Genomic DNA, 3,678 nt, shown 5'->3' with positions numbered 1-3,678 from the left:
GCCTAGGCGTCCACCTAGGCCCTCACGGTTGCGCCCGGTGTCCGGTCAAATTGGGGGCCACTCCACTAGCTGACTTGATCCGGCGTCGTCCTCCAACTGCATCCGAGCAAGCCGCTATGAGTGCCTACGACGAGATGGATCGAAATTAGGCCCAGGTCGACCGGGCTTCGAGCGACGCTGTTAAGCGACTGATTCCTTGGGATAATCTACTCTATCCCTACGATACCTCGCACACTTGCCTAACAAGGGCGCAATCGAGAGCCGAGCGGCTCGCATCGAAAGGCACATCTATGTCCAACGTAGCTACTCATCAACCGACCTTCTCAGACAGCAAGTCCGAAGCAGGAAGCGACAGCACCAAATGGGACCGCTGGTACGCAGCACTTTCCAGCGACCTTCAACACACAGCTGCGTCCAAGCTTCTAAAGGACGGCAAAGGAGATTACGTGCTGACCCACTTCTTCGAGACTTACGGCTTGATGGAGGAGCATCGCATCAAGCTCGGCAATATCGCGGCCTATCTTCCTGAGATGCCGCCGGAGCCTAGTTCGTTCGTATGTGAGCAACACGCAGAAGACACGTACGCATTCATCGACATGCTACGCTCTCCTGAGCCTCCGTCCTTGCCTGTCGCTGACCTCGCTGATGTCGCAGACGCCTGCATCGGGAGGGCCATGGCGTACCTTGAACTCGCCCGAACGATCACCGCAGGTAAACTCAAGTTCCCTGAGGTGTCCGATGCGATGAAGAACGGTCGGCCCTGATGCTCACTTCGACCTAACCCGTTGTGCCTCCAGAGGAACGTGCCTCTGGGGGCCAACTAGGGCCACCACGAGGAAGAAGGTGGTGCGCCTCCAAGCCTTTGATTTTAGCAAAAAAATGTGAAGCGGCATCGACAATCGAAGTCGAGCCGAGTTTCCCCCATGCCCCCTCGCGAACCGTGCGTGGCATCTCGCGCGGTATCGGGCACAAGCGCACGAGAGAAGCACGAGCGTGAGGCGTGGGCAGAGCTGTGGGGCAAGGCCTCAAGGAAAGCACCTGACCACGAGAGCCCACACGCGCTCTTGCTTTCTCCCCAGTCGGAAGTCCGACCATACAGCCTGAGGAGGGTCTTTCGGCTCGTCAGGACGCCTTCTCAGCTGGTGGCTCTACAACCCTCAGTGGAGTGGGCCTCGAACTCGAGTAGTTGGGACGGCTGATGCGGCCAAGGTCCATCAAGGGCTGCAAGGCGCTTTCAGCAAAGTCGATCAACCGAGCCTCACGCCAGCGTAGCTTGAACTCGTCAGGTTTGGACCAGCGGGCCTTCTTCTCCTCGACGAGAAGGATGAGCCTGCCCCGCCACGTCTTCTTGAACCAGAACCTGCCGGTGAGAGACATCATGACCTCCGCTCCGAGACCCATGATCATCAACCGTTCAGGTTGACGTCGGTTGCCTACTGGCAGCCTGAGTAGGGAGGGACGCCCACTCCGATGTCACGCAAGGGTACACCGCTACGCTACATCCAACAGTTACGCTTTTTCCTGTAACAAAACGGTTGACTTCGAGATTTTGATACTCGATGCTGCCTGGGTCTAGATCGTTCTGTTACAGGATCAATCTCAATGCCCGTGTTCGGCTACGCCCGTGTGAGTTCGACCGATCAGGACCTCAGCATTCAAGAGGCTGTTTTGCGAACAGCAGGGTGCGAGATGATCCGGGCTGAGAAGAAGTCCGGCACCACGACCACAGGGCGCACCGAGCTTCAGAACCTGATGGACTTCGCCAGGAAGGGCGACACCATCGTTGTCACCCGTATCGACCGCTTGGCGCGCTCCATCGCGGACCTTGCTACCATCGTCAGGGAACTGGAAGCCAAGGAGGTGGCCCTACGAGCTACGGAGCAGCCTATCGACACCTCTACGGCTGCGGGGCGGTGCTTCCTTCAGATGCTGGGCGTCTTCGCGGAGTTCGAGACGAACCTGCGGAAGGAGCGGCAGCTTGAAGGGATCGCCAAGGCCAAGGCAGCCGGTGTCTACGCTGGCAAGGGTCGTCCGCCCTCTATCTCGCCTGAGAAGGTCCGCGAGCTTCACAAGCAGGGCTTGGGGCCGTCCGCCATCGCGAAGGAACTCGGCATCAGCCGCATGACGGTGCATCGGGCACTTAACCCCAAGGCCGCATAGCTGGGTGGAGAGCCTGAACCGACCTCCTACCGCGCTCTTGCACGAGCCCTGAGCAGGAGCGGCACCTTCCACCGCACGGAGGAAAAAGGGGTCTCCCATGCAGTCGCTGAGGGTGCTGGCCAAGCTTTCCGACATTGGAAGATCCGTACGAAAGCCCATAAACCCTTTCGATTTCAGAGGCTTACACGAAGCGCACTGAATTACCTCGCCCACTTGCAAAAGGCTGCGGATGCGGACCAGCGGCAGCACCGCCTTTTTCCCGCGCAGAACCTTTGCATTCATACGAGGAGAAAATCAGTGACCGACACAGAACTTAAGTTTGAGCACGGCTTCGAGATCCTTCACCCCCACATCAATCTTTCGCCAAATGAGCAAAAGGAATTAGACAGCTTCCTCCACTGGTACAATTCGCTGGAGACTGCACTCGCTCAGCCCATTGAGGAGCCTGCGGGCCTGAAACAGACCGATTCGATGGTCCGATGGTTCATCGAGGATGAGGGCCTCCGAGCTTGCCTAGAGAATAACCCAGAGTTCCTGGCCAACCGGCTGAAGGAGATGCCGACCTTTCCGTACACTTGGCCGAGCGACGTAAGCCCGGTCCACGTATGTCCGTTCGCCGTATCCCTACGGTTGACAGAGCTAAATCAGATGATCCCTCCACGTCGCTTCGAGCCGGCAAAATTGGCGGAGATTGCCAAGAGTATGCGTAAGCAGGCGGCATCTATTCTAGCCGCCGCTGAAAAAGTGGAGCAGGGCACCTTCTGAACTCAAGGGAGTGCGAGGGCGAGCCGCCGGAGTTAAATGGTGGCTCAGCTCTGTATTTCGACCGGCGTCTGTCTCAGGAGGGACGGATGCAGTTCCTTGGGGCCGGTAATATCCCGCGCCTTGCGAGCACCTCCGCCTCTCCCCTTCAAGTAGGATCACCACACATGACAGCACGAACATGCCGTGCGCCCGGATGTGGCGCGCGAACGACCCGCTATGGGCGCTTCTGTTCCACTCACAAATCCCGCTCACGCCGTCACGGACACCCTGAGCAGAAGGCCATCACCAAGGCCGACCTCAGGCCCTTCGTGAAGCTCGTACAGGCACGCATCGAGAAGAACCAAGGTAATCCCGCCTGGGATCTTTGCGAGGCGCGATGGTGCGCTCTGGTCTCACACGCCCAGCGCCTCGTCACCGCACGTCATGCCGGACAGGCAGGCTCCCGGTTCGAGCGCATCGCAGCCCAGGAGATCGTCAAGCTCGCAGCCAACGTCGAGGCATCGGTGGTGATGGAGACCACCTTCGCGATGTTCCTCCTTGAGAATGAGCAGCCCAGGCGCTTCCGGTCTGACGCTTCCTTCAGGTTTCAGCTCGTGCGGCGCCTGCGTGGCCTCAGCGAGGTCAATGCTGGCGTCTGGTTCAACGCAGCGACGGGGAAGACCAAGAGAGCCTACCGAGAGCTCGCCCCTAGCAGGCTGTTGAAGAAGTCGGCCAGCGGCGGGCGATGAAGGGGACTTCATCGCCGGCGTGGAA

Annotated in this window: 5 protein-coding genes; 4 read left to right on the top strand and 1 reads right to left on the bottom strand. The window is 59.1% G+C overall.

Annotated elements, in window-relative coordinates:
* Positions 1-290: 290 nt before the first annotated feature.
* Complete coding sequence (locus tag F6X53_RS31910; RefSeq protein ID WP_151005931.1) at positions 291-764, top strand: hypothetical protein; 474 nt, start codon at positions 291-293, stop codon at positions 762-764.
* A 358-nt stretch (positions 765-1,122) separates the two neighbouring features.
* Here F6X53_RS31910 and F6X53_RS31905 read toward each other — a convergent pair whose 3' ends face one another.
* A complete protein-coding gene (locus F6X53_RS31905) occupies positions 1,123-1,407 on the bottom strand; it encodes a hypothetical protein (protein ID WP_238298726.1) in 285 nt (94 codons plus the stop codon).
* A gap of 195 nt (positions 1,408-1,602) precedes the next feature.
* Here F6X53_RS31905 and F6X53_RS31900 point away from each other — a divergent pair, with 195 nt between their 5' ends.
* The 3 genes from F6X53_RS31900 to F6X53_RS31890 all read left to right on the top strand — a co-directional run bounded on the left by F6X53_RS31900 (position 1,603) and on the right by F6X53_RS31890 (position 3,653).
* Positions 1,603-2,160, top strand: coding sequence for a recombinase family protein (locus F6X53_RS31900; RefSeq protein ID WP_151005929.1), 558 nt, complete (start codon positions 1,603-1,605; stop codon positions 2,158-2,160).
* Positions 2,161-2,457: 297 nt separating this feature from the next.
* Positions 2,458-2,925, top strand: coding sequence for a hypothetical protein (locus tag F6X53_RS31895; RefSeq protein WP_151005927.1), 468 nt, complete (start codon positions 2,458-2,460; stop codon positions 2,923-2,925).
* A gap of 308 nt (positions 2,926-3,233) precedes the next feature.
* Complete coding sequence (locus F6X53_RS31890) at positions 3,234-3,653, top strand: hypothetical protein (protein WP_151005925.1); 420 nt, start codon at positions 3,234-3,236, stop codon at positions 3,651-3,653.
* Positions 3,654-3,678: the final 25 nt, after the last annotated feature.

This window comes from Methylobacterium soli (assembly GCF_008806385.1).
GTDB classification, from domain to species: Bacteria; Pseudomonadota; Alphaproteobacteria; order Rhizobiales; family Beijerinckiaceae; genus Methylobacterium; species Methylobacterium soli.
This window is presented reverse-complemented; position numbering and strand designations above follow the sequence as displayed.

Excerpts from the sequence above, each read along its gene's own strand:
- F6X53_RS31910 (WP_151005931.1), top strand. The coding sequence starts at position 291 with ATGTCCAACGTAGCTACTCATCAACCGACCTTCTCAGACAGCAAGTCC.
- F6X53_RS31905 (WP_238298726.1), bottom strand. The coding sequence starts at position 1,407 with ATGATCATGGGTCTCGGAGCGGAGGTCATGATGTCTCTCACCGGCAGG.
- F6X53_RS31900 (WP_151005929.1), top strand. The coding sequence starts at position 1,603 with ATGCCCGTGTTCGGCTACGCCCGTGTGAGTTCGACCGATCAGGACCTC.